Origin of the sequence: Hyphomicrobium album (genome assembly GCF_009708035.1) — a bacterium.
GTDB lineage: Bacteria > Pseudomonadota > Alphaproteobacteria > Rhizobiales > Hyphomicrobiaceae > Hyphomicrobium_A > Hyphomicrobium_A album.
This window is the reverse complement of sequence record NZ_WMBQ01000001.1, coordinates 2,191,296-2,214,821: the sequence shown is the minus strand read 5'-3', so window position 1 is coordinate 2,214,821 and position 23,526 is coordinate 2,191,296. Positions and strand designations below refer to the sequence as shown.

17 protein-coding genes and 1 riboswitch are annotated in these 23,526 nt (G+C 63.8%); of the genes, 7 read left to right on the top strand and 10 right to left on the bottom strand.

Annotated elements, in window-relative coordinates:
* Positions 1-10: 10 nt before the first annotated feature.
* Genes cobG through GIW81_RS10450 form a run of 6 tightly spaced genes read right to left on the bottom strand, consistent with a single transcriptional unit; the run spans position 11 to position 7,069 of the window.
* Entirely contained in the window at positions 11-1,273 is a 1,263-nt protein-coding gene (gene cobG / locus GIW81_RS10475) for a precorrin-3B synthase (RefSeq protein ID WP_154739134.1), read from the bottom strand.
* Positions 1,270-4,704: a cobaltochelatase subunit CobN gene (gene cobN, locus GIW81_RS10470; RefSeq protein ID WP_324614968.1), complete on the bottom strand. Its 3,435-nt coding sequence runs from the start codon at positions 4,702-4,704 to the stop codon at positions 1,270-1,272. The genes cobG and cobN overlap by 4 nt, the downstream gene beginning before the upstream one ends.
* Positions 4,705-4,713: 9 nt before the next feature.
* Positions 4,714-5,751, bottom strand: coding sequence for a cobalamin biosynthesis protein CobW (gene cobW, locus GIW81_RS10465; RefSeq protein WP_154739133.1), 1,038 nt, complete (start codon positions 5,749-5,751; stop codon positions 4,714-4,716).
* The gene (locus GIW81_RS10460) at positions 5,748-6,143 is read right to left on the bottom strand and encodes a DUF1636 family protein (protein WP_154739132.1); all 396 of its coding nucleotides are present in this window, start codon (positions 6,141-6,143) and stop codon (positions 5,748-5,750) included. Before GIW81_RS10460 ends, cobW begins: the two co-directional genes overlap by 4 nt.
* Positions 6,133-6,888 carry a CbtA family protein gene (locus tag GIW81_RS10455; protein WP_154739131.1) on the bottom strand — a complete coding sequence of 252 codons (756 nt, stop codon included), beginning with the start codon at positions 6,886-6,888 and terminating at the stop codon, positions 6,133-6,135. The genes GIW81_RS10460 and GIW81_RS10455 overlap by 11 nt, the downstream gene beginning before the upstream one ends.
* Positions 6,889-6,898: 10 nt before the next feature.
* Positions 6,899-7,069, bottom strand: a complete 171-nt coding sequence (locus tag GIW81_RS10450; RefSeq protein WP_154739130.1) for a CbtB domain-containing protein — start codon at positions 7,067-7,069, stop codon at positions 6,899-6,901.
* Positions 7,070-7,099: 30 nt separating this feature from the next.
* Positions 7,100-7,295: riboswitch (cobalamin riboswitch) on the bottom strand.
* Positions 7,296-7,399: 104 nt separating this feature from the next.
* Between GIW81_RS10450 and cobO the strand changes: the two genes are divergently transcribed.
* From cobO to cobF, 3 genes are read left to right on the top strand one after another with little or no spacing between them, the layout of a single operon-like run.
* Positions 7,400-8,011, top strand: a complete 612-nt coding sequence (gene cobO, locus GIW81_RS10445; RefSeq protein ID WP_154739129.1) for a cob(I)yrinic acid a,c-diamide adenosyltransferase — start codon at positions 7,400-7,402, stop codon at positions 8,009-8,011.
* The gene (locus GIW81_RS10440; protein ID WP_195930504.1) at positions 8,011-9,498 is read left to right on the top strand and encodes a cobyric acid synthase; all 1,488 of its coding nucleotides are present in this window, start codon (positions 8,011-8,013) and stop codon (positions 9,496-9,498) included. The genes cobO and GIW81_RS10440 overlap by 1 nt, the downstream gene beginning before the upstream one ends.
* Before the next feature lie 6 nt (positions 9,499-9,504).
* Positions 9,505-10,266 carry a precorrin-6A synthase (deacetylating) gene (gene cobF / locus GIW81_RS10435; protein ID WP_154739128.1) on the top strand — a complete coding sequence of 254 codons (762 nt, stop codon included), beginning with the start codon at positions 9,505-9,507 and terminating at the stop codon, positions 10,264-10,266.
* 49 nt (positions 10,267-10,315) lie between these two features.
* Here cobF and GIW81_RS10430 read toward each other — a convergent pair whose 3' ends face one another.
* From GIW81_RS10430 to GIW81_RS10415, 4 genes are all read right to left on the bottom strand, one after another.
* Entirely contained in the window at positions 10,316-12,778 is a 2,463-nt protein-coding gene (locus GIW81_RS10430) for a cytochrome c3 family protein (protein WP_154739127.1), read from the bottom strand.
* Positions 12,779-12,807: 29 nt separating this feature from the next.
* Positions 12,808-13,743 carry a hypothetical protein gene (locus GIW81_RS10425; RefSeq protein ID WP_210251927.1) on the bottom strand — a complete coding sequence of 312 codons (936 nt, stop codon included), beginning with the start codon at positions 13,741-13,743 and terminating at the stop codon, positions 12,808-12,810.
* A gap of 59 nt (positions 13,744-13,802) precedes the next feature.
* Positions 13,803-14,771, bottom strand: coding sequence for a cytochrome c family protein (locus tag GIW81_RS10420; protein ID WP_229309138.1), 969 nt, complete (start codon positions 14,769-14,771; stop codon positions 13,803-13,805).
* 89 nt (positions 14,772-14,860) lie between these two features.
* Entirely contained in the window at positions 14,861-15,955 is a 1,095-nt protein-coding gene (locus tag GIW81_RS10415; protein ID WP_229309137.1) for a 2Fe-2S iron-sulfur cluster-binding protein, read from the bottom strand.
* Positions 15,956-16,863: 908 nt separating this feature from the next.
* Here GIW81_RS10415 and GIW81_RS10410 point away from each other — a divergent pair.
* From GIW81_RS10410 to hemA, 4 genes are all read left to right on the top strand, one after another.
* Positions 16,864-18,654 (top strand): cytochrome c family protein, encoded by a 1,791-nt coding sequence (locus tag GIW81_RS10410; protein WP_229309136.1) that lies wholly within the window; start codon positions 16,864-16,866, stop codon positions 18,652-18,654.
* A 42-nt stretch (positions 18,655-18,696) separates the two neighbouring features.
* Positions 18,697-20,361 carry a hypothetical protein gene (locus GIW81_RS10405; protein ID WP_154739125.1) on the top strand — a complete coding sequence of 555 codons (1,665 nt, stop codon included), beginning with the start codon at positions 18,697-18,699 and terminating at the stop codon, positions 20,359-20,361.
* Between the two features lie 384 nt (positions 20,362-20,745).
* Entirely contained in the window at positions 20,746-21,693 is a 948-nt protein-coding gene (locus GIW81_RS10400) for a tetratricopeptide repeat protein (protein WP_154739124.1), read from the top strand.
* Positions 21,694-21,734: 41 nt separating this feature from the next.
* Positions 21,735-22,967, top strand: a complete 1,233-nt coding sequence (gene hemA / locus GIW81_RS10395; RefSeq protein ID WP_154739123.1) for a 5-aminolevulinate synthase — start codon at positions 21,735-21,737, stop codon at positions 22,965-22,967.
* Positions 22,968-23,526 lie beyond the last annotated feature (559 nt).

Sequence of the window (23,526 nt, the reverse complement as noted above, 5' to 3'; positions counted from 1 at the left end):
CTGTTGCCTCCTAGACCGGCTTCAGCAGATGCGGATGACTGGCGAGGTCGCCCGGATGCACGAAGCGGCTAGGGGCCGAACGTGCCGTGCCTTGATGTATGACCGCGAACGTGCCGCTCGCACCGACGAGCGTCAGGTCGGCTGCGGTCGAGCGTGCACACCCCTTGCTGCATCCTGAAACATGGCAGGTGCTGACACCGAGCGCGCGCAAGGACGGCGCCAGCGCGCGCGCTGCCAAGCGCGTGTCGACGGATGCCGAGCTGCAGCCCGACGTGCCGGGACAGGCGTCGATGAGGTGCAGCGGATCGTGCGTATCGGTGATCAAGCCGGCCGCCGCGCTCCATGTCGTAAGTGCGCGAGCGGCAGTGTCATCGTCGGTGAGAGCATAGAGTGAGCGCCAGGGCGACACGCGGAAGGCCGCAATACCGGAGCGTGACGCGCAATCGGCGAGCCCATGCACCTCGTCAGAGGCGAGACGCCCGAATGCGGCGGCTAAGCCGACCGCGACAAGGTCGCCGCCGATGCGCACCGGGCCGAGGGGATGCTGCGCCGGCCTGGGCGACGGCATGTCGATAGCTCGCAGGCGCGCGTCGGCCAGAAGCGCGTCGACTGCACCTTCCGGCACATCGCGCATGCGCGCACCGGTGTGCGGGCGCAGGCGCAAATAGCGTGCTGCCAAATCGGCGGCCACCGCAGCGGCATCCTCGACGGCACAATTCGCCACGAGGCGCGTGCCGCCCGGTCTGTCGACCGTGAGCGCGACAACAGCATTTCCGTCGATGCGCACCGCCCTGAGACACATATCGCCGCCCACGTCATCGAGCGGCAATCTCCCGCCGCCATCGACGACGAACGAGAACTTGTCGGGTAACGCGGCGATTGAAGGATTGCCGACGACGGCTGCTTCCAACGCGTCGGCTAGCCGACGTGCGTCGACAATTTCGTGCGCATCGACACCAGCCAGCGGCCCGACGAGAATATTCGCTGTCTCGGCGCCGAGCAGCCCGATGCGCGTCAGCTCCTGCCAAACGTGTGGCAGGCTTCGCTCGGTGATCCCGCGCAACTGAATGTTCGCCCGGCGTGTCAGATCGATCAGCCCGTTGCCGTGTCGTTCGGCGATGTCGGCGATCGCCGCCAGATCGCCGGTGCTGAGAGAGCGGCCGCGGGGGCTCACGCGGACGATCAGGCCGTCGCCGGTTTGCATCGGCCGTGCGCTGCTCGGGCACCAGCCGCGGACGCTGAAGGGATCTATGCGGGGGATCGGCTGGATCATGCGGACAACCGCTGGGTGCTCGCCGCAGCGCGCAACCGCGCCAGTTCGGCATGCACGGCATTGCGCCGTGGAACCCACAGGCTGCGCGCGATGAGGTCTTCCATGCGCGAAGCGATGGCCTCGGCTGCGGCGGGATTGGCTTCAGTGATGGCGGTCATCACCTTTTCATCGGCGATGAGCGCGTCGTGTACGGCGTCGAACAGGTGCGAGGGGGCAGCGCTCCCCGTGGCCGCGAATGTATAGAGCGCGTCGACAGCCTGCGCCATTTCGCTGATGCCGCGATGCCCGTGGCCAATCATTCCGCCGATCCAACGGGGATTGGTAAGCCGGCCGCGGACGATGCGGGAAACCTCTTCGGCCATCGTCCGCGCGACCGGCTGGTTCGGGCGGCTCGTATCCAGGTGATAGAGGGCGGGCGCCCTGCCGGCCTGTTCGGCGGCCGCTGCGAACCCGCCGACGAAATCGGCTACCCCGTCGCCATCGAGGATGTCGCGCTCGCGGTCATCCTGCGGATGCACCAGCGCGTCGACAGTAGCGATGCGCTCGGCAAATTCTGCGCTCGCTTCGCTGCCGGCTTCCTGCTCGACGCCGTAGGTATGCGTCGAGGCGGCAAGGTAGGCGCGCGCCAGGTCCTCGCGCGTGCCCCATTGGGAGTCGAGCGCCGTTTCCGCTGTGCCTGCACCGTATATGTTGGCGCCGCCACCGAAGATGCGCGCGAGGCTTGCGCCCGCACGCCGGGCGGCGGCCAGCGGATTAGAAGCATCGTCCTCGTCGAGCGCGGCGACGCGCCTCACCGCCATCTCGAACATGGCGATCTGCGCTTGGAAGATGTCGCGGAACAATCCGGAGAGGCGCAGGGTGACATCGATGCGCGGCCGATCGAGCCGCGCCAAGGGCAGCACCTCGATGCCGCTGATGCGGTTTGAAGCGTGGTCCCAAGTCGGTCGGACGCCGAGATAGTCGAGCGCCTGCGCGAGGTCGTCGCCGCCGGTGCGCAGCGACGCCGAAGCCCACAGGTCGAGCATGACGGCGCGCGGGTACTCGCCCTTGTCCTGCAGATGCCGGCGCACGATCTCGGCAGCCGCGCGTGCGCCAATGATGGCGGCGGTGCGGGTCGGTACGGCGCGCGGGTCGATGGTGGTGAGGTTGCGGCCGCTGGGCAGGACGTCGAGACGTCCGCGCGTCGGGGCGCCCGCCGGACCTGGCGCGACGCGCCGGCCGTCGAGCGCGGCGATGAGAGCCGCGCGCTCGCTCTCGGCGCAGGCAAGCAACTGCTCGTGCACGCGCACCTGGAGCGTATTGGCCACCGACGGATCGAGGCTGCGCAGCGTGCTCTCGGCGAGTGCCGCGACTGCGGGTGCCGTGGGTGCGCGGCCGAAGACGTGCAGGCTGTCGCGGATGGCGAGATCCTTGATGTCGCACAATTGTGCGTCGAGCTTGGCGATGGCGGCGCGCGGGGGATCGTCGCGCGAGACACCGCAATCGGCGGCCAGGCCAGATCGCCAGGCGCGATCGATGATCTCGGTTTCGAGAAGCAGCTGGCGGCGGCGGTCCACGCCGTCCGCCTCGGTGTATTCCTCGAGGAGGCCTTCGAGCTCTGCCAGACCACCATGCAGGCCTGCGGTGCTCAGCGGCGGTGTCAGATGCCCGATGGTGATGGCAGAGATGCGGCGCTTGGCCTGCACGGCCTCGCCGGGGTTGTTGACGATGAACGGGTAGACGACGGGCAACGGTCCGAGCAGCGCTTCGGGGTAACAGTCTTGGGATAGGGCCAGCGCCTTGCCCGGAAGCCACTCGAGCGTTCCATGGGTGCCGAGGTGGATGAGAGCGTGGATGCGCTCCACCTGCCGCAGCGCCAAATAGAGCGCGATGTAGCCATGCCGTGGCGGACATGAGGTGTCGTGATAACCCTGCTTGCGTTCGCCGCGCGCGCCCCGGTCGGGCTGCAGCACAACGATGACATTCCCGGCGCGCAGGCAGGGAAAGCGGAATGCACCGTCGGCGAGCGCGGGATCACCTTCCGGCGCCCCCCACGCCTCGGTCACCTCCTCGCGCAGCGATGCCGAGAACGAGGCAAGGTGGGTGCGGTAGTCGGCTAGGGAAAGCTCGAGGTAGGCCGCGGGCTGCGAAGTGAGGCGCGCGATAACGTCGGCGTTCGGCGCCTCTGCGAGGCCTGCTGCATATCCGGCATTGCGCAGCAGCGAGAGGATTTCAGCGAGGCTTTCGGGCGTGTCGAGCCCGCACGCGTAACCAGTGCGGCCACCGCGCGCGGGATAGTCGGATAGCATCACCGCGAGCCGCCGTTCGCCGCGCGGCGTGGCGCCGAGACGCGCCCAGGCAGCGGCGAGCTTGGCGACATAAGCAACACGGTCTGCCAACGGCTCGTGCAGCACGCCGGCATATTCGAGATCGGGATCGAGCGGCGCCGCGGCCTTGAAGGAGATGGCGCGTGTGAAGAGGCGTCCGTCGAGTTCGGGCAGCACCACGTTCATGGCAAGGTCGCTCGGCGCGAGGCCGCGGTCGGACGCTTGCCATGCCTCGCGGTTCGTGCCCGCGAGTGCGACCTGCAGCACCGGGCAGTCGGCAGCATCGAGCACGGTGCTGTCGTCGGAGCGGCGCGCCGAAAAAGCCGTCATGTTGACGATGACCGACGGGCGCCGCGCGGAGATCAGGTCAGAGAGTGCGCGCTCGGCATCTGGGTCTTTGAGGCTCGTCACCGCGGCGCCGATGCAATCGAGGCCTTCCGCCTCGAGCTGCTGCATCAAGGCCCGCACGGGGGCCATGTCGCTGGCGAACAAATTGGCGCGATAGAAGGTGACGAGGGCACCGGTGCGGCCGTCCTTTGCCTCCCGTGCCCATTCGTCTTCGCTGGCTACGCCGCCAACGCTCGACACGAGAATAGCTGCGCCGAACGCAACAGGTGACGCTGGCTCTACGGTTTCCCCGCGCACCAGCGCAGCCGCAAGCTGCAACGCGCCGGCGACATTGTCCGGGCCGCCGTGACGAAAGTAGGCGTCGAAAAGCGCCAGGTGCTCTGACGACACGGTCGACAGGGCCGCGAGCCGCGCGTCGGGGCGATCGTCGCCCGGCAATGCGACGAGTTGGACACCGCATCGCCGGCAGACGTCGGCCAAGCGCTCAAATCCGTAACGCCAGTAGTCGAGCCCACCGAGGCTGCGGACGATGACGACGCGGCTCCGGGCCACAACGCTGTCCATGTAAAGGTCGATCGACAGGGGGTGGCGCAGGCGCTTAAGGCTGGCGAGGCGCAAACTCGGCAGGGCATCGCGACGCTGCTTCCAAGCCGCGGCGAGGGCCGAGAGATCGCTATCGCTGAAGGACAGCACCACGACCTCCGCAGCCGATTGACCGAGGTCGACGGCGACGTCGATCTCGTCGAGCGTTGCGGACTGTGTGGCGAGCAGGTGCACTTTTGCCTATCAGCCTCCCGCGATTTCGCGCGAAATGGCGTCGCGATCGAGACCCTTCTGGCCGATGACGACGATTTGCCCTTGGCGGCTCTCGCCCAGGTGCCAGGCGCGGTCGAACTGGTGCTGCAAGCGATGGCCGACGCCTTGGATCAACAGGCGCATCGGCTTGCCCTTTACCTCGGCAAACCCCTTGATGCGCAGGATGTCGTGCGCGGCAGTGGCGGCGCCGATGCGGCCGAGAATGTCGGCCGGCTCGCCCACGGCGGGGATGTCGACGATGAAGCTCTCGAAGTCGTCGTGGTCGTGCTCCCCCTCGGCGTCGTGGTGCGATGGGCGCGCGGCGAGGTCGCCCTCGGCGGCAGCGTTGAGGCCGAGCAGCACCTTTGGGTCGAGCTTTGCACCCTCGGAGATGACGACCTTCACCGCGCGTGGAACGGCGGCCTTGATCTCGGCGGTGATGCGCACGCGCTCCTCATCGGTGAGAAGATCGGCCTTGTTGAGGACAATAAGGTCCGCACACAGCAGCTGATCCTCGTAGACCTCCTCGAGCGGATTGTCGTGATCGAGCGAGGGGTCCGCGGCTTGCTGCGCTTTTAGCGCGGCCGGATCGTCGGCGAAGCGGCCGGCAGCCACGGCTGCCCCATCGACCACCGTGATGACGCCGTCGACCGTGACGCGAGAGGCGATCGCCGGCCAGTTGAACGCCTGCACCAGCGGTTTGGGGAGCGCCAGACCCGACGTCTCGATGAGGATGTGCTGCGGCGGTTGCTCGAGAGCGAGCAGGCTCTCCAGCGCCGGCACGAAGTCGTCAGCCACCGTGCAGCAGATGCAACCATTGGACAGTTCGACAATGCGGTCCTCGCTGCACGTCTCGACGCCGCATCCTTTCAGGATTTCGCCGTCGATGCCGACGTCGCCGAACTCGTTGACGATCACCGCGAGGCGCCGTCCCCCGGCGTTCTGAAGAATATTGCGCACGAGCGTCGTCTTACCCGCCCCAAGAAAGCCGGTGATGATGCTGCAGGGCACCTTGGCAATGTCGCTCATGCTGTCTCCGTTGCGTGTTGCTCGAAGCCCAGTGGCGGAACACGCGCGATGACCCCTTTGCGAAAGGGAACCGGACGCTCGGCCCAGGGGACGATGCCATTCGCCGAGCGCTGGAACGCCAGCGCGGCAGCAGCAATATCGGCGACGTGCTCTTCAGCAATGAGATCGCCGATGACGTAGGTCCACTTGCCGGCGGCGGTCATCGCGATGGTGCTCGGCCGTTTGCAAACGGCGAGGCACTCGACCTCACGGACCCGGATGCCTGCTGCCCCGAGCTCGGTGAGGCGAGCGTTGAGCGACCGAGCGAGCACGGCGCCAGGCCGGAGGTGTGCTGCGTTCTCGGCACGCGGTGCGCAGCTCACGCATACGAAGATCTCGACCTCATCGGTCATCGGGGCTGTCCGCGCTCGCGCCGATGCGCTGCCAAAAGAGCCCGACAAAGAAGCCCGTTGCGATCCAGAGGATCGCCTGAATGGCGAGCGACACGGCGGCAAAACGCGCCGCCAACTCGGCGGGCACGCGCGTAGCAGCGTCGAGGGCAACATGCGGCGCGCCCCAGACGTGCGGCGCGAGGACGACAGGGATCGCCAGCAGCCTCAGCCAAGGGTTCTGCCCTCTCAGGAACAGCCAAATTGCGACCGCGGTCATGACGGCCGTCATGATCCACCATTGCTGGCGCTGGATCAGGTCGGCGGCGACCAGACCCGGGACCTCCGGCGCAAGTCCGACGGCCGGTGCCAGACCTGCGGCGACGAAGCCTGAGGCGCCCCACACCATGGCCGATTGCTCGGTGATCTTGTCGCCGGCGGCCAGCATGCCGGCCAGCAGGATCATGGCGAAGCCGACGGCGGTGCCGATGGTTGCCGTGCTTGTATAGAGTGTGCGCTCCAGCCCGTCGGCCGGCGCCCACTCGCTCGCCTCTGCTGAGTTGGCGCTCTCATCGTGGCCACTGTGCACGAGAATGAGCCGCGCTTCTCGGAAGCCGCCAAGAGCCGCGCTCGGCGCCACAGGACTCGCGTTCTCGAAGCGCTCGGCCTCGATGATGATCGGCGTCGTGGTGTAGGCCTGCAGCAGAGCAACTATGAGCCCAGCCAGCAGCCCGGCCAGAAGGCCGACCGCAAACACGCGGGTGTACATTGTCTAGGGCTCAGTGGCAGGGAAAGCTGAGGGAGTGCCGCGTGTCGTGGGCGGCACTGTGAAGCATCGCAGAGTGCGCAAACCCTGTCGTGAAGACGAGCGCTGCTCCGAATGCGAACGCGACGAGTGCCACCACCCGGACGTCGGCGCGCTGCTGGCTATGCGTGACGGCTGTCGTCATAGTGCCTCCTTGGCCCACCCACCGGAGCCATTTGGGTTGCAGTCGACGGCAGGTCTCCTGGCTCTCGGTTCATTGCTCTGCGGCTACCTTCCCGGTTTCCCAGTGGTGCACTTGCCGCAGGCTCGCCGATCACAGTTGCGGGGGCAGCTGCGGGATTGGTCGTTGGGCGACCTCACCGCATTCCCTTTCAATCCCCTTGCGGGGTACCGTCCTAAGGTCTGATAAGACTACGCTGGAAGCCGCGTCAATGGCAATCGCGGTCGCGCCTGGCGGGCGGGCTTCGCACGCATCTCAGCTTCGATCACAGAAATTTCGCCGAGGAGGACAGCTATGGTCGAAACCGCGCAGGAGGCCGAGCGCCACAAGGCGAAGATGGCAAATCGGAAGGCGGCGCAGGACGCCGAGGTGGCGGGCAAGACGATCGAGAAGGGTCTGCTCATCGTCCACACCGGCAAGGGCAAGGGCAAATCGACGGCAGCGTTTGGCCTGCTGCTACGGGCCCTGGGCCGCGGCTTCAAGGTCGGCGTGGTTCAGTTCGGCAAGGGCGCCTGGGACACGGGCGAGCGGCACGCCATCGACCGCTTTCCCGATCAAGTCGTTTGGTACGCGCTGGGCGAGGGGTTCACGTGGGAAACGCAGGACCGAACGCGCGACGTCGCCGCCGCAGAGCGCGCCTGGACGAAGGCCGAAGAGCTCATGGCCGATCCGGCGATCCGGCTCCTGATCCTCGATGAACTCAATATTTCGCTGCGTTACGATCATCTCGACGTGGCCCGCGTCGTAGCCGCGCTGCAGGCGCGCCGCCCCGATCTGCACATCGTGGTCACCGGCCGCAACGCCAAGCCGGAACTGGTCGAGGCGGCGGATCTGGTGACCGACATGACGCCGGTGAAGCATCACTTCGATGCCGGTGTCAAAGCCCAGGAAGGCATCGAGTACTGATGACCGCCAGGGCCCTCATGTTTCAGGGCACGGGCTCGGACGTCGGCAAGTCGACGCTGGTCGCAGGCGTCGCGCGGCTGTTGCGCAATCGCGGTTTCCGCGTACGGCCCTTCAAGCCGCAGAACATGTCGAACAACGCCGCAGTGACGGCCGATGGCGGCGAGATCGGCCGGGCGCAGGCATTACAGGCGCGCGCCGCGGGCGTCGCCCCGAGCATCCATATGAACCCGGTGCTGCTGAAACCGCAAAGCGAGGTCGGAGCGCAGGTGGTGGTGCGAGGACGCGTCATCGGCAACGCCAAGGCGGCGCAATATCAAGAGATGAAGCCAGCATTGATGACGGCCGTGCTCGACAGTTTTGCGCGGCTGTGCGGAGAGGCGGATATCGTGCTCGTCGAGGGCGCGGGTTCGGCGTCGGAGGTGAATCTTCGCCGCAACGACATCGCCAACATGGGCTTCGCAGGCGCGGCCGGCGTCCCCGTCGTTCTCATTGGCGATATCGAACGAGGCGGCGTGATCGCCAGCCTCGTCGGCACGCACGCGGTATTGCCGCCCGAGGACGCGCGGCTAATCGAGGGGTTCATCGTCAACAAGTTTCGCGGCGATCCGGGGTTGTTCGCCGACGGTATGCGTACGATCGCCGAAGTGACCGGCTGGCGCGCGCTGGGGCTCGTTCCTCATTTCGACGGCGTGCGGCATCTGCCGGCGGAGGACGTGCTGGGGCTGAGCGCGCGCGAGATCAAACCCGGCGCCAACGTGCGCATCGCCGTGCTTGCCTATCCGCGCGTTTCCAACTTTGACGACTTCGATCCTCTGCGCATGGAGCCGGCGGTCGACCTCGAGTTCGTCCGTCCCGGCACGCCAATTCCCGCCGGTGTCGATCTTGTCGTGTTGCCGGGTTCCAAGGCGACGATCGCCGACCTTGCCGACTTGCGCGCAGCCGGGTGGGACATCGATCTCAAGGCACACGTGCGGCGCGGCGGCCGCGTGCTCGGTATCTGCGGCGGCTACCAGATGCTGGGCAACTCCATCGCCGACCCGGCCGGGATCGAGGGACCGCCGGGGATCTGCGAAGGCCTGGGACTGCTCGACGTGGCGACACAGTTGACCGGTGACAAGCTGCTCGTCGAGGTCGCGGGCACCCGCATGGCCGGCGCTCCGTTCACGGGCTACGAGATGCACGTCGGGCGCACGGACGGCGCAGACTGCGTCCGGCCGATGCTGAGGTTTGCGGACGGACGCCTTGATGGCGCGGCAAGCGCCAACGGTCGGATCGAAGGGTGCTACGTGCACGGTCTTTTTGCCGACGACGCGCAACGCAGCGATTGGCTGGCACGTCTGGGCGCGGGAACGAGCGCCGTCAACTACGAGGACGTGGTTGAGAAGGCGCTCTACGACCTGGCGCAGCACCTCGAACGTCACATTGACTGCGACGCGTTGCTCGGGTTGGCGCGCGCACCGCGCCTGACCGCGTCGGCGACCGCGTGAACAACCATGAAGCGCATCCTCGTCATCGGGATCGGCTCGGGGGGAATGCAATTGCTCACCCTGCAGGCCATCGACGCACTGCGGACAGCGGACGTGGTCTTTATCTTCGATAAGGGCGAGGCGAAGGGCGATCTTGCGCATCTGCGCAAGGAGATCTGTGCGCGCTACTGCACCGAAAAACCTTACAAGGTCGTCGAGATCGCCAGCCCGCAGCGGGACCCAACCGGATCGTACGAGGCGGGGGTCGCCGCCTGGCATGCCGAACGCGCTGAACTCGCGGCGCAGGCCATCTGCGAGAACTTGGCGGACAAGCGGACAGGCGCATTTCTCGTATGGGGCGATCCGGCGCTCTACGACAGCACGCTGCGCATCTTGGAGACGATCAAGTCGTCTGCCGTGGTCGACTTCGAGTACGAGGTGATCCCCGGTATCAGCAGTATCCAGGTATTGGCCGCGCGCCACAAGATTGCGCTGAACACGGTCGGCGAGCCGGTGCTCGTCACGACGGGGCGCAAGCTCGCCCAATCGTTCCCCGCCGGACACGCGAGCATCGCTGTATTCCTCGACAACGGTGATGGCCTGCGCTCACTGGCCGGCCGGAAGGCTCACATCTATTGGGGGGCATATCTCGGGACTGACGACGAGGTTCTCGTCGCCGGCCCGCTCCAAGACGCGTTGGAGCGGATCCTTGAGTTGCGCGGTACGCTTCGACGCGAGAAGGGCTGGATCTTCGACGTCTATCTCGTTCGCCCTTTGGCGGATTGCTGAAGAGGCTCATAGCAACCACGCGTTCTTTGACCGATCCGGCAACCGTCCGTTACTGAGCCGGGAGTCTCGTGTTCATGATTGGCGTGATCGCGCCATTCACATGATACTTGTGGCACAGCAAACAGTCTTGGCGCGCCATGCTGCTGGTGTGACAGGTCTGGCAGAGATCTTTCTTCACCTCGCCGAAATTGGATACAAAGCTTTGCGGATTGCCCTGCTCGAAGCTCTTTAGATAGGGGCGGCCTCTTTCAAGGTTATGGCAGCTCAGACAGCCGCGATTCTCCAGCCCGCCAGTGCGATTTTCGATGACGCCGAAGTGGGGCTCGTGGATGAAATTCGTGAAGCGTCCCCGCTTGCTCTCGACCGACGGTGGCGAGAAATTGACGACCCTGCCTCTGCGGATTTCGTCAACGCTATGACATTTCGTGCATGAGCCCTGAGCGTCCTTGCTCGTGAGAAAATCGAAGACCCCCCCCGCGGGATTCGGATCACCTTTCGGCGCTCGGGGGCCGGTCAGAAAGAGCCAAGAGTAGATGAGTTTGTCCTTGTGTCCGGTCGGGCGGTAGAAAATCGCGTAGTCCTGCCGATACCAGCCGCCATACTCAGCCCAGCTCTCCGGATCCACATCGCTTTCTATGCTGATCACGGGCGTCGCGCTTGTTCGAGGCTCAGTCGGCTGGGTACCTGAGTCCGCCGGAGCTGGCGCATTGGGGTCTGCCTTGGAGGCGGCGCCTGCAGGCTGGGCTCCTGTCCCGGTGTCCTTGCTGCCTGCTTTCATCGCGCGAAGCTCTTCTTCCGTGGGGAAGAGTAGATCGTCTTTTTGGTCCGCTCCCTTGGCTTGAGGCTGGTCGTTGGCGGCGAGCTCTTTCTTGCCGTCATGTGGCTTTTCGTTCGGGGTATCGGCTTTTCCGGCCACTGCTTCAGGCCCCGCTGCTTGCCCGGCGGCCTTGACACCTGCCCGCATCGCTCCCGGCAGATCGCCGGCGGACGGCGTTTCCTTCCTGCCGTCTTGGTTGGCGTTCCCTGTGCTGGATTTTCCGGCCGCTCCTTCAGGCTGGACTGCCTCCGCCGCACCCTTAAACATCAGACACTGACCGAGAATGCCCACCAGGCAAGGTGGCGGATCGCGTTTGGGTACGCTGGCTGTTTCGCTAGCCGACTCTTGGGGGCTAGCCGCCGGGGTTTCCTGACGTGCATCCCGACCTGACGGCTCCTCGGGAGGCGCCGACATGGCCGATGTCGATCCAGTGGTCATTGTGGTCCAACCGCTTTGCTTTTGACCACTCATGTCGCGAGGGTTGGCCATTTCCGTCGCGAGATTGGGTAGCCACTGCTGTTGCGCACTCGTGACCACATCGCGCGGGATGCTCGCGGTCAGATCGGCAACGAGATTGGCACTCAGCTTCGCCCCGCCGCCAATATTGAAGTTGCCCAGCACGTCCGACGCTTTTCCCTTAATCAGCGCATAGAACAGCCCCTTGATCTCCCAGACCAGGGTGGTCACCGCCTTTATCTGGTCGTCGCTTGCACCGCTCAGATCCTGAAGCTTCAGGGTGTCAACGGTCTTGATCAGAGCACGCCCCCGCTCATCCCGGCCGATCATCACCTGCATGAACGGTGTGAGCGCGGCATCCGATGCGTCCGGCCATTCGCCGATCGGGGCGTTCTTCTTCTTCAGCGTCTGCAGGTCGAGGCCAGGCAGGCTCAGGAAGGCAATGCCTTTCGGGCCGCTGGCCCGCTCCTTGCCGATGATCTGGTCGAGATGGCAACCGGTGCAAGTCTTCTCGAACGGCGCCACGGCCATGACGCGCTTGTCCTCACGGCTGTCGTGACAGCTCGAGCAGGTCTCGGGAATGCGCCTCGCGGGATCTTTCTTCGCCACTTCCGGGTAGTGTTTGCCGAAATGGCCCGCATGGTCGTAGATGATCCGCGTGCGCCGCTTGAACGGATAGTTCTCGAATTTCGGGTGATTGCCGTCGAAGCTGTCGAATTTCACCACGTGGCACGAGCGGCATTGCTCGTTGGAGATCTTGTTCAGATTGAAACTGACGCCCTGGTGCTCCTGGTGGCAGGTCGCGCAGTAGAGACCGCGCGCGACCACGTCGTGAGTGGGGAAGGCGGTGCTCTGCGCGCGGGCCGATTGCGGCACAGGCGATCCCGCAGCGATTTTCGTCAACCGCGCCGTGCTCTGCTTCAGCGCCTCGGCCGAAGCGCTGTGCGCGTTGAAGGCCGTGTCGGGCATCTTGTGGCATGTGAGGCAGGCCTTGCTGTCGGCGAGCGGATCGCCGGCGACGAGGCCGTGAAGCCAGCTCAATTTGCCTTTGCCGCTCTTGGTGTGGCAGGCGCTGCACTTTTCGATGGCGCCATGAGCGCTCGCCAGCGGCCCCGGCATCAGGAATTGCGTGCCCTTCGAGAGAATGAAGGCCGAGCCCAGGCAGACGACGGTCACAAGGGCCAGAAGCACGGCCAGAAGGTCGCGCCGGGAGCCGGGTCTCTCGGTCTTCGGCGGCATATCCGATGTGATCCGTCGCGGCCGCCACATCACCAAGCCCCTGATGAAAAGGCATAGACGACGAGGACGTGCAGCACCGTCAGCACGGTCAGCCCGTAGGTGACGGGCACATGCACGAACAGCCAACCCCTGGTCAGCCCGAGATAGACACGCGCGAAGTCGAGCCGGTCTTTTTCGACCGCCAGGGTCTTGATTGCGGCAAGCTTCTCCCGGCTCTGCTGGTCGACATAACGTGAGAGGTCGTCGATCTCGTCGGTCAACCGCCTGAGCGGGCGCTGCGAGCCGATGAGATGAGCGGTGAAGTTGCGCGGTCCCTCGAAAAAGTCCCGCAGGTGGTTGGCGTAGAGGTCCATGATCCAGGCGTCGTGGGGCAGACCCGGCAACGGCAAGGCGATCTGAGCGGCCGCCGGATCGGTCTCGGCGACGGCGGCATGGACATCCCGGGCAAGCTCCGCCCGAAGCGTAGCGATGCGATCATAGCTGATACTCTCGTCGATCCGGCCCTTGGCTCTAAGCGACCAGGCAAGATACGCGCCGAAAATGCCGCTCAGCGTCACCAGAACGAAGCCCGCCCACAGCGCCCATTCGAAGCCGGTGTCCGGCAGAGAGAAATCCGAATGCGAGATGAAGGCGGCGATCAGCAGATAGCCGAGAAAGATGTGAACCTTCCGCCAGCGCATGGCGGACTTCGGCGACAGGCGGGCCGCTTTGATGGCGATGTGGAAATAGAGCTGCACGCTCATGCCGCCGGCCAGCACCCAGCCATCGAGATAGCGCGGGTCGCGGAGCCCGTTGCCATAGATACAGACAAGCCAGAACAGGCCGGCGGAAATGGCCGCAATTAGAAGGCTCTGGGCTGTCTGGCGGATGAGATATCCCGCCGGGCCCCGACTGCGCCCGCCGATCGAGCCGCCAAGTGCGCGCGGCCCCGCCGGTCTCACGGCAGCTCCCCCGAAGTCAGGCATCGCGGTGGTTGTTCCCCATCAAGCCGGTTCAAGTTGCAGTCGTCGCGAGCCGGCTAAGTTCAATCTGGTTTCCTCGCCGTGCCTTTGTATTTGTCCGGTCCGGGAATGAGGCTATCGAGCCCGGCCATCGTGTTGCCGTCATACGTTTCGGTGATGCTCTCGAGCTGCTTGGAGACGCCGTCGGCAGCAGCCGTTAGTGAGCGTTCGTTGTTGAGCTTCAGCCCTGCCGAATGGGCAAGCTCGATCATCTTTGCGATCTCCGGCACGTTTGGCGCCGCTTTCGCCGCGACCGCGAGCTGCTTGCGCGCCAGGTCGACGCGCTTGGCCATCTCGAATGCGTAGGCCTTTCTCACGGTCGCCTTTCCGACCGCCCGCAATGCGGTCTCGAGCTCGACGCCGAGGCCGACGAGATAGAGCATCCGCCTGCGCGCTGCGCTGGCCGGAACGTTCTCTTTGCCCTTGGAGTAAGCTGTGTTGTGCCGCACCTCGCCCTGCGACCAGGACACAAGATCGAAGGCGCTGCCCGCCCGATGGCCGCCTTTGTTCACGAGGTCTTCTTGCGGCACGACGTGGCAGCTGTAGCAGTTCTTCGCCAGCAGGTAGACCGAGCGCGGCCTGATCATTCCTTTGGCATCGGAGAGCTTCCAGCGCGCCTTCTCCTCGGCACTGCTCTCGAAAAAAACTGTCTTGCCGCTGAACCCGCTGTGGATCTTGATCCAATCTTTCCCGGCGCCGTGGCAGGATTCGCAGGAGATGCCCGCCACTGGCTCCTCCGTGTCGTTCTTCTGCTGCACCGTGAAATGACAGTTCCGGCACAGGCTGTCCGACCTGATGCGCCGCACCCCCATTTTGTCCGCGATCTCGTTAGCCTTGGTGTTGCGCGGCATCTCACGGAAGGTCTTGAAATGATGCGTGCCCTTCCATGCCTCAACCTCCTGCTTGTGACATTCGCCACAGGCATTTGGACCGACGGTCTTGGCTGGATCGGCCGCAACTGCGCCGCCCGCAAAGCCGAAGATCGCCAACAAGCCGCAGAGACAATGTAAGCAAGAGCGGAGGGCGGCCTCCGGCCCGTACCCGATCAGCAGATCGATATGCGCTCTGAGGCTGATAATGACTACTCACCCCGTGCTTGAGCTATCCCATAGGACAGTATCGGCGGTTCTCGATCGAGAGCGAGTTGGCCAGCCTGGCGTCTGGATGGCACTGAGAGCCACCCCTTTGCGCGGGTCAGGACGCTTTCCCCGCCCTTGTCGTCGGTGGTCGGGAGGAACGGATCCGCATGGCAGGCCGCTCCGTTTAGCGCCGCGATCGATTTGATCGCATCGACCATACTCGGCGCGCCGCACGCGTGGAGAACGTCGGTCTGCAACAGACGCGGCAGATAGTCGGTCGGCCGGCCGGGCTTCACCGCCGAGGTGACAGTCTGCGGTGTGCTGCAGACAGGCAGGACGAGGACATTGGGGAAGCGGGCGAGCCGGGTGAGAGCCGGACCCATATAGAGAGACTCGATGGTGCGACCGCCGGCGATGATCATCATCCTGCGTTTGGGATTCTCGCGCAGCGCAGCAACGGCGATCGACCAGATCGGCGCGAAGCCAGTATTGGTGGCGACGAGGATCAGCCGGCACTCCTGATTGGGTCGGAAATGCGCCGACCCATAGGGCCCGGTCACCTTCACCCGATGGCCGGGGGCGATGCGCTTACCGAGCGCTGAGGTGACACGTCCATCGTTCATGCGCCGGACATGGAAGCAGACCGAGCAGCTGTTCGGGTCGCCGTGTAAGGGATGCGTGATACTGAAGGGACGGCTTGGATAGCCGCTGAAGCCTACCTGCACATATTGGCCCGCGTGATAGGGCAGCGCGCGATCAGTCTTGATGCCGACTTCAATCACCTCGTGCGAGAGGGGTCGCAATGAGCTCAGCACGCCTTCGACGGTGCGAACACCCGAGGGCTGGCCCATCTCGATCACCGCATCGCCGACGATCCGGCACTGACAGGCATGAACGATGCCCGGCTCGGAGCCTTCGCCGCCCCGAACTTCGCCGGATACCAGCCGCACGCAACAGGTGCCGCAGTGGCCCGCCCGGCAGTCGTGGGGCATAGCGACGCCGTTGCTCAGAGCAGCGTCCAGCAATAACTCGCCGCGGCGCGCCTGAAAGCTGCTTCCATTTATGGTGACTTGGCTGCTTGGCATTTTCCAATCCATGGCTGCTTTCGAACGAAAAAGCCAAAACAGTGTGGTCTTGCCATGACAATCAGGCGAAAAGAGCAAGGCAAACGGCGGAAGAACGGGCCGCCGAATGCGCCGTGCTGTTTATGATTTTGTTGGAGGCAATGGACCCAATAAATGATTGAGGCCAAGCGAAAGCGAAAGGCCGGAACTCTGCGTCGAGAGTTCGCCCCTTAATTGCAGATCGGCCATTTTTTTCCGTCGGCCTTTTACGCCATAGAGACGCGCAAGCTCTCCGGCCGAGTCAAAGACTCGGCCGCGAACCGCTCGTGCTCACGCGCCGGGCGAATGCCGGTGCGCCGAACAGAAAACAGTTTGCTCTAGTGCAGTACCCCCACAACGCGCAGAAGCCCGGCAACAGCGGCGATCGCAACTAAAAAGGCGAATACCGCTATCTGGCCCCGGTCGAAGCGATCGTCCTCTGACAATCGTGTCTCGCGATGATGTGATGACATGGCTCAGTTCCCTCGTCCCGCTTTATGGACGTCCCACTGATCCCGCAACGATGAGTAACTTCCTTCTATCGGGCAGAAATGCGGCGCTTCCAAAATCGTCATTCGTTCAGTTGTTCGGCAACCTACGGTTTATCCGCTCGATTTCAGATTTTCCATTTTCCTGGCGGCCATATCACGGCCCATTTTCCGCGTATCAATAATTGAAATCCCGGGCGGTGCGGGCGCCGTTTCGCGTAAGCGATGCAAAATCGGGATGTCGCCTCTGAATATAAATTGGGGGGTAAGGCGATGAAGCAATGGCCCGGTCTCTTGACGCTTTCGTGCGCTCTAGCGAGCGCCCTGCTGATAAACGCAGCACTCCTCAGCTGGGATGCGGTCGCCGCGTCCCGGGAGGCTTCGGGAATCCCAAACATACAAACACGACCGGGGTTGAGGCTCGCGGAGAGTAAAGGAGCGTCCGCAACAACCGCTGCGGACGCCGCGCTGGAAGCACTCATCAAGGACGACGAAGGGAAAAGGGCCAAGGCTGAAAAACCGGCTGACAAGAGCGGCACCGCGAGCGCCAAGCCCGATGGCCACGACGCCCTCAACGACGAGAGCCTCTATCCCACCGCTGCGCAATGCGGCGAGTGCCACAAGCAGATCTACGAGGAGTGGTCGTCGTCGCAGCATGCCTACGCGTCGATCTCGCCGATGTTCCACAAGTTCGAACAGAAGTTCCAGGATTTGACCCAAGGGACGGTCGGCACCTTCTGCGTGCGTTGCCACCAGCAGGTCGGCACCCAGCTTGGTGAGGCACGCGAAACGCCGCTCTGGGCACGCAGCCAGATCTCGCGCGAGGGCGTGAGCTGCATCACCTGCCACCGGGTCAAGGAGCAGTACAGCAAGGTCAACGGCGAGCGCCGGGTCGAGCCGGGCAAGATCTACGAGCCGGTCTACGGCAGCGGCCAGCAGAGCGTGATCAAAGACGTCCTCGCCAACAAGGAGACCTATTCCGTCAAGACCAGCACCGACGGGCGCGGCAACGACATTCACAAGGGCATGATCACCAACGACCAGATCACAAAATCAGAGTTCTGCGTCAGCTGCCACCAGGTCGCCGTCAACCTCGGCATCAAGCTGGAGATCGTCTGGGATCAGTATCGCGACAGCCCGGCCCGCAAAGCCGGCGTCAGCTGCCAGGACTGCCACATGGGCAAGGTTGCGGGAAAGCCCGACGGCTATTCAACCGCGCCTTCCGCGGTCGTCGGCGGCAAGGAGGTCAACCCGGGACGCAAGCACGCCAACCACCGCTTCATCGGCCCGGGCTATTCGATCGCCCATCCGGGTGTCTTCCCTCACAACACGAAGGCCCAGGCCTACAGCATCAAGGATTGGCTGGAGTTCGACTGGCGCGCCGGTTGGGGCACGACCAGGTTCGAGGACAAGGTCGCCGACGGCAAGATCAAGGTCGCCTTTCCTAAGCGTTGGGCCGATGCGCTCGACCGCGAAGATGCCCGGCAGATCCTCGACGAGAACCTCAAGAAGCTCGACGAGCGCGACAAGCTCAGAAAGCAGGTCATGGAGAACAGCAGCCACGTCGACGGTCCCTACATCGAGGGCACCCCGAGCGTCGGCAGGGATTTGGCGTTCTCCTACAAAATCAAGAACACCAATACGGGGCACAACCTGCCGTCCGGTTCGCTGGGTGCGCAGCCGCAGCTCTGGGTGAACGTTGCCCTCGTCGACCCCGACGGCAAGAACGTCTGGGAGTCGGGGTATGTCGACAGCAACGGCGACATCGCCGATCTGCACAGCTTGGATGTCGCCGCCGGTCGCATCGCGACGGACCAGCAGCTGGTGCACTTCCAAACCAAATTCCTGACGACCAACGTCAAGGGCACGGACCGCGAGATGTACCTGCCGGTGAACTTCGACATCGACCCGCTGCCGCATCTGCGGCCGCCCGGCGTCCCGACCACCGTGCTCAACCATCCGCCGCTGGTGCGCATGGAGAACCGATCATTCCCGCCGCTGGGCGAGAAGCGCGCCGAGTACCAAGTGCCAGGTGGCCTGATCACGAAGCCGGGCAAGTACCAACTCGCCTTCCGTATGCGGAGCCGCGCGGAGCCGATCTATTTCATGCGCTTCGTCCGTTCCACCAAGGAAATGGAGCAAAGCATGAATGAGCGGATCATGAACTTCCACTCCTTCGCGGTGGATATCGAAGTGAAAGACTAGTTCCGAGGCTGTGGGTTTGCGGGGACCCGACAAGGGGTCCAAATGTCGTGTAATGCGTGTTCTACGACAACGTCCGCCATTGTCGCGCTGGCAGCCAGTGGCTGCCTCGTCGTGTGCGGCACAATTGCAGCTCTTGCCGCAGGCGAGAGCAGCACCAAGACCGATGAGGGCTGGTCGACCGAAGTGCGGACCGGCGACGCCCGCGTGACGACCGCGGCAATCGAAGCCAATGCGAAGAAGGTGGACGCGCCCTCTAAGAAGAAGGTGAGCGCGCCTACTGAAAAGAAGATTGACAATAAAGCTGCAGAGCCGGCGGCCGCAAAACGCAAGGACACAAGCGGCAAGAAGGACCTTTTTCAACCCGACCCGCAGTACGAAAAGAAATACAGTGTCGAGGAGCAGGTCGACATCTACGGCGCGAAGAGCGCGGTCGAGCCGCCGCGTCCGCTGGTTGAGTTAGGCCGCCCGCAGTACACGTCCGGCATTTACGACGAGAGCAGCACCTTCCTCGGTGAGAAGAATTTGCTGCTTCCGGGCCTCGCCATCTATGGCGACTGGCGGACGGCGGTCGCCTACAACAACAACAACGGCAAGGATATTGCCCAGATCGCGACCCGGTTGAACATCGACGTCGACCTCAAGATCTCCGGCACTGAAAGAATCCACGCGTTCTTCACGCCGCTTCAGGAGAACAACAATAAGTTCACCCGCTTCGAGTTCGGCGGCGGCGACGGCAATGAGGACTTCAACGACGAGTTCGACTTCGAGCCGCAGACGCTGTTCTTCGAGGGTGACGTCGGCTCCCTCTATTCCGGCTTCTCCGGTCAGGAGGCCAGTTTCGACCTGCCCTTCACTGTCGGTCTCTTCCCGCTGTTCCTGCAGAACGGGATCTGGGCGAACGACGCGATCCTCGGCGGCGCGGTGAGCCTGCCGGCGAAGAACTCGGCGGCGCTAGGGCTTGCCAACTTCGACGTCACCTTCTTCGCCGCGTTCGACAACGTCGACAACGCGGGCATCATCGGAGCGGGCGACGACGACAACCACCTGGCCAACCTCTATGGCGTCACCGCCTTCATCGACGCCTTCGACGGCTATATCGAAGCGGGCTACGGCCTGATACAGGGCCGCGACGAACAGGACGGCCTTCTGACGCACTTTCTGACGGCCTCTTACAGCCGGCGCTATCTCAACACCTTGTCGAACTCGACCCGCTTGTTCGCGAACTTCGGAGATGACCCCGTAGGAGACAGCAACGGCATTGCCATCATTTCGGAAAACAGCCTGATCTCGGGCTTGCCGAGCACGCTGCTCCCTTACGCCAATTTCTTCGTCGGCTTCGGCAACCCTCAGCCCCTGGTCGACGGCAATGGCGCCGGCATACTGAAAAACGTCGGCATCAACTTCGAGACCGACGCCCTGACCGGCTACCCAAAACTCGACGACACCGGCTCCAACGCCTTGGGTGGCGCGCTCGGCTTGCAATATCTCTTCAATCTCGATGAGCAGCTCGTCTTTGAGGTGGCCATGGTGCAGCCCTTCGAAAACGACGGCATCGGTGCCGAGGACCCGCAGTACGGCTTCGGTGTCCGCTATCAGATCCCGATCGATCGGGCCTGGCTGTTCCGCGCCGATGCCACCTATCAGATCCTCGAGGGCGGCGACGAAGACAACTTCGGCGTCCGCGCCGAGGTCCGCAGGAAGTTCTGACCTATCAGCTATGCGAGGTGTCTCATGAGTAACCGGAATTCATTCGCATCGAGTCTGATGGCCTGCTTGCTGGCCGTCGGCTTCCTCGGCATTGCGCCAGTGACCAATGATGCATCGGCCGGGAAGTCCATTCGGAAGCCCGGCGAAGGCGGCAGGAGTTTCGCACTAGAGATGCAGCGTCGCGGCCGCGGCCCACGCATTCCCCTGCCTATGGGCCCGAGCTCCATCTACTACGATTACCCCTACTACTACAGCCGCGGATATTATCCGACGCATATAGGGGGCTACGTCTACTATCCGCGCAACTACTACACCCGCGGTTTCTCTCGAGGTCCTGGATCCTCTCGGCGCCCAAGAGCGCGCGGGCATTGGTAGAGGTGGCAAATGCAAAGGAAGCGGCTCGACGTAGAGACCTGCAAAGCCCGGCTCGAGGATATCGAAGCTCGACTTAAAGCGGGGAAACTCAACAAAGCAGAAGCGGACGCGGCGAGACTTGCTCTCCTCTCGCAACTGCGGTCGTCGCGCTGGGGTCTCGGCCTAGGCCTTCGACGTGCCCCTCGGACGTTGATTGCGCCTGCCGCAGTCTTCCTCCTCGTTGCTGGCATTGGCATTGCTGTTTCCTATGTGGCGGATCCTCCCGAGGCGGCCGGTCCAGCGGACACAACCTCATATTCGGAATCGGGTTTCGGGGCGGATGGCGAAATGCTGGCGAGCCTCACGGACTACACGCGTTCGATTGGATCCGAAGATGCAGCGTCTGCGCCGGCAGATGGCAAATCGCTACCTGACGTGAACACGCTGATCGAACGGCTGGCGGCTCGGCTCGAGACCACGCCGGAGGACATCGAAGGCTGGGAGATGCTCGGGCGGTCCTACTTCCACACGGCGCGCTATGAACAGGCGGCTACCGCCTTTGCGAGAGCGATGGAGCTTGATCCGAGTTCCACCGAGCTCAAGCGCTCATACGAGGAGGCCAAGGCGAAGGCCTCCAATAGCGCCAATTCAGAGACAGCCTCGTCTTTGCAGACCGGGGCCGTCGGCAAGGGTGGTGACGGACCTGGCGTCGAGAAAATTGCCGAGGCCGAAGCGATGCCTCCGCACGACCGGGAGGCTCAAATCCGATCGATGGTGGATGGCCTGGCTCATCGTCTAGAGAGCTCTCCGCGCGACGTCGAGGGCTGGACTCGCCTCATGCGCTCTCGAGTCGTGCTGGGCGAAAGAGAGGTCGCGACCACAGCCTTCCGCAAGGCGCTCGATGTCTTCAAGGACGACTCTGCAGCATCGAGCCAGATTACGGCCGCGGCGATTGAGCTCGGCCTGAAGGCCGAATGACTGCTCTGCGTTCTTGCCTGGAAGACGTGCAGGAGACCGAAATGAACTTTGCAGGCTTGTTCCAGCAGCGGCTCGAGGCCCTTCATCAAGAAGGGCGATACCGCGTTTTCGCGGATTTGAAGCGCCGCCGCGGGTCCTTTCCCGTGGCAGATCATTTTGCGGCCAATGGCTCGCACGAGGTTACGGTGTGGTGCTCCAACGATTATCTCGGCATGGGCCAGCACCCAGCGGTTTTAACGGCCATGCACCAGGCTATAGACGCCGTGGGAGCCGGCTCCGGCGGCACGCGCAATATCTCCGGCACGACCCACTATCACGTGGAGCTCGAAAGCGAGCTTGCCGACCTCCATGGCAAGGAAGCTGCGCTTCTTTTCACCTCAGCCTACATTGCCAACGACGCGACGCTCTCGACCCTCCTCAAACTCGTTCCTGGTACGGTTGTCTTCTCGGACGAGAAGAACCACGCCTCGATGATCGAGGGCATCCGCCACGGGCAGTGCGAGAAGCACATTTTTCGTCACAACGACGTTGCCGACCTCGAGGAGAAACTTAAGAAGTTTCCGCAGGGCACGCCCAAGATCATCGCCTTCGAGAGCGTCTACTCCATGGATGGGCACATCGCCCCCACCGCCGCTATCTGCGATCTCGCGGAGAAGTACGGTGCCCTGACCTACCTCGATGAGGTGCACGCCGTCGGCATGTACGGTCCGCGCGGTGGCGGCATCGCCGAGCGCGACGGCGTCATGGACCGGGTCGACATCATCAACGGCACGCTCGCCAAGGGGTTCGGGGTCATGGGCGGCTACATCGCCGGTTCCCGCGACCTCTGCGATGCGATCCGCTCGTTCGCCTCGGCGTTCATCTTCACGACATCGCTCGCGCCTGCGATCGTGGCCGGGGCGCTTGCTTCCGTCCGCCATCTGAAAACGAATGCCTTCGAGCGCGTCCGCCACCAGGAGCGGGTTCGGACGCTAAAGGCGTTGCTCAAGGCGAAGCGGTTGCCGGTTATGGACAATCCAAGCCACATCGTCCCCGTGATGGTCGGCTGCCCGGTTCACTGTAAGGCAGTGACGGACGCGCTGCTCCACCAATACGGGATCTACGTACAGCCAATAAACTATCCGACTGTATCGAAGGGCACCGAGCGGATGCGTCTCACGCCGTCGCCGGTCCACTCGGACGAGCAGATGGCGAACTTGATCCGTGCGCTCGAAGAACTCTGGGCGGCTTGCCCGGTCTCAAACGGCACCTACGTCAGGCTGGCGGCGGAGTAGACTGTTCGCCCTAATTTCTCTGCGATCTGCGACGTGCTCCTAGACCATCGAGACTTGAGATCTTTGACCAATCGAAGACGTAGCCTAGGCGTCGGAGGTAGGCGGCATTCGCTACTTCGTCGAGGGTCACAGGGGACGCTGGCCACTCGCTCCTGCCCGGCGTGGGCACATTCAATCTTTCGATCAGTGCCGCTTCATCACAGGCGAGTTGGAAGCGTGTGCCACCCTGCGTGTCGCTGACCCAGGGTGTGGTCTTCTCGCGCCAGCTCGTCGGATGACGAACCCGAGCGACAAGTTTCTGAAGCGTACTTTGCGGCTCGAACCTAAAACGACTGGCCATAGCGTAACCTCCGGCGTGCGCTTGTGTGGGCGTGCGCACTTGAAGCTGCACTTACATGGAAACGTGGGCAAAAGTTTGAACGCTACGCGCTAGCAAATCCGGAGCCAGAATGTGGTTCCTCTAGAGCGTACCGAACGCCAGCAACGGGATCGTGACGACAATCCCCGACAGGACGTGGGGCGGGTCGTGCTGGCCGTACTTGCTGAGAAGTTGAATGCA

Bases quoted from the DNA above. Each gene is read 5' to 3' on its own strand.
- GIW81_RS10425 (WP_210251927.1), bottom strand. From the start codon at position 13,743: ATGCCTGACTTCGGGGGAGCTGCCGTGAGACCGGCGGGGCCGCGCGCA.
- GIW81_RS10460 (WP_154739132.1), bottom strand. From the start codon at position 6,143: ATGACCGATGAGGTCGAGATCTTCGTATGCGTGAGCTGCGCACCGCGT.
- GIW81_RS10440 (WP_195930504.1), top strand. From the start codon at position 8,011: ATGACCGCCAGGGCCCTCATGTTTCAGGGCACGGGCTCGGACGTCGGC.
- GIW81_RS10400 (WP_154739124.1), top strand. From the start codon at position 20,746: ATGCAAAGGAAGCGGCTCGACGTAGAGACCTGCAAAGCCCGGCTCGAG.
- cobG (WP_154739134.1), bottom strand. From the start codon at position 1,273: ATGATCCAGCCGATCCCCCGCATAGATCCCTTCAGCGTCCGCGGCTGG.
- GIW81_RS10430 (WP_154739127.1), bottom strand. From the start codon at position 12,778: ATGCCGCCGAAGACCGAGAGACCCGGCTCCCGGCGCGACCTTCTGGCC.
- cobW (WP_154739133.1), bottom strand. From the start codon at position 5,751: ATGAGCGACATTGCCAAGGTGCCCTGCAGCATCATCACCGGCTTTCTT.
- GIW81_RS10405 (WP_154739125.1), top strand. From the start codon at position 18,697: ATGTCGTGTAATGCGTGTTCTACGACAACGTCCGCCATTGTCGCGCTG.
- hemA (WP_154739123.1), top strand. From the start codon at position 21,735: ATGAACTTTGCAGGCTTGTTCCAGCAGCGGCTCGAGGCCCTTCATCAA.
- GIW81_RS10455 (WP_154739131.1), bottom strand. From the start codon at position 6,888: ATGTACACCCGCGTGTTTGCGGTCGGCCTTCTGGCCGGGCTGCTGGCT.
- cobO (WP_154739129.1), top strand. From the start codon at position 7,400: ATGGTCGAAACCGCGCAGGAGGCCGAGCGCCACAAGGCGAAGATGGCA.
- GIW81_RS10450 (WP_154739130.1), bottom strand. From the start codon at position 7,069: ATGACGACAGCCGTCACGCATAGCCAGCAGCGCGCCGACGTCCGGGTG.
- cobF (WP_154739128.1), top strand. From the start codon at position 9,505: ATGAAGCGCATCCTCGTCATCGGGATCGGCTCGGGGGGAATGCAATTG.
- GIW81_RS10415 (WP_229309137.1), bottom strand. From the start codon at position 15,955: ATGGATTGGAAAATGCCAAGCAGCCAAGTCACCATAAATGGAAGCAGC.